The following is a 1,542-nucleotide window of genomic DNA, read 5'->3' as shown; positions in this document are numbered from 1 at the left end:
CTCTAAAGCCCCATATTTACCTTTGAGTCTTTTCTCCTTATCCACTACAATATGAATTAACAAAAGTGGAGGGATCAAAGATGCAGCGCAAGAGTTACAGCATTGAATTTAAACAACAGCTCATCCAAGAAGCCTTAGAAGCAGGCAATGCAAGTCAAGTTGCAAGACGACATGGAATAGACGGGAAAATGCTCGCTCGTTGGATTCGTCAATCGAAGCATGCAAACTGGAAAAACGCATCACCAGAATCCAAAAAAGTTGCAGCCTACACTCCATCATCCAAAGAGTTTCAAGCGTTAGAGCAGGAAAACGACAAATTGAAAAAGCTGTTGGGCGAGAAGGATTTGGAGATTGCGATTCTTCGTGATCTCGTAAAAAAGGTGAACCCCGCCTATCGGACAAAATAGAGATCGCCGACAAATGGATTGCGCGGGGTTATAAAGCTGCAGTGGTGCTGCGAATCGTCGGCGTCAGTGAAGCGACGTACTATTACCGGAAGAAACACTTCAAGCAAGAGCGAGTGTATAACGGCGGACGGCCGATTCCCGGCTTTTCCTTGGATCATAAGCGGCGTCCCGTCAGCGATGAGCAGATCAAGGAATGGCTGATGGAGCTTATTGCCGGGGAAGAAGCGACTTACGGTTACCGTAAATTAACCGTATGCCTGAAACGACAGTATGGGCTGATCATTAACAAGAAAAAAGTATACCGGCTGTGTCAGGAACTGGGCATCCTGCAGCCACAACGCCGGAAGCGAATCCAATATCCCCGAAAGCTGGCGAACAACCGTGAGATTTGCGCTTCGAATCAGCTTTGGGAGATGGACGTGAAATACGGCTATATTGCAGCAGAGCAGCGTTTCTTTTTCTTGCTCAGCCTGATTGACGTCTACGACCGATCGATTATCGACTACCACATGGGCCTCTCTTGTGAAGGGAAGCATGCTGCGCAAATCCTGCAGAGAGCGTTATGGAAACGGCGGCTCTTTGAGAAAGATCAGCTGCCCGTGGTTCGTACCGATAACGGCCCGCAATTTATCAGCCATGCTTTTGAAGAAGCATGCCTGGAGTATTGTGTAGAACATGAACGTATTCCTCCGAAAACGCCGAATAAAAATGCGCATATCGAAGCATTTCATGCCATTTTAGAACAAGAGTGTCTCTCCAGGCATGAATTTGAGAGTTATCAGGATGCATACCGTATCGTATCTGACTATCTCTTGTTTTATAATCAGCGGCGGATCCATGGAAGTTTGTATGATCTATCCCCGCAGGAATTTCATCAAGCTATGCATCAGCAAGCCGTAAAACCGCTTGTGATTAAGGTATGATGGATAAAGCCCTTTACATGGAGGGGCGGGCATGATAGGCTTGTTAGCCTCGCGATGCATGTGTTATCCGCATCGCCCTATCGCGAAAAATCATGCCCGCTGGAGGCTCCATGTCAAGGGCGACAACGAGCGACAACGACGTAAATCAATGAGAAATTACGCAATCGTGTGAATAAGGGTGTAAGACTCTAAAGTTACGGGTTTAAACCGCT

General features: G+C 47.1%; 2 protein-coding genes. Both read left to right on the top strand.

Annotated elements, in window-relative coordinates:
• Window positions 1-80 precede the first annotated feature (80 nt).
• The gene (locus FKP33_RS26670; RefSeq protein WP_141336823.1) at window positions 81-407 is read left to right on the top strand and encodes a transposase; all 327 of its coding nucleotides are present in this window, start codon (window positions 81-83) and stop codon (window positions 405-407) included.
• Entirely contained in the window at window positions 404-1,330 is a 927-nt protein-coding gene (locus FKP33_RS26665; protein WP_141336822.1) for an IS3 family transposase, read from the top strand. The genes FKP33_RS26670 and FKP33_RS26665 overlap by 4 nt, the downstream gene beginning before the upstream one ends.
• Window positions 1,331-1,542 lie beyond the last annotated feature (212 nt).

Origin of the sequence: Paenibacillus sp. tmac-D7, assembly GCF_006519665.1 — a bacterium.
GTDB classification, from domain to species: Bacteria; Bacillota; Bacilli; order Paenibacillales; family NBRC-103111; genus Paenibacillus_G; species Paenibacillus_G validus.
Note: the sequence above shows the minus strand (reverse complement) of the source record. Positions and strands in the feature narration are given on the sequence as shown.

Excerpts from the sequence above, each read along its gene's own strand:
- FKP33_RS26670 (WP_141336823.1), top strand. The coding sequence starts at position 81 with ATGCAGCGCAAGAGTTACAGCATTGAATTTAAACAACAGCTCATCCAA.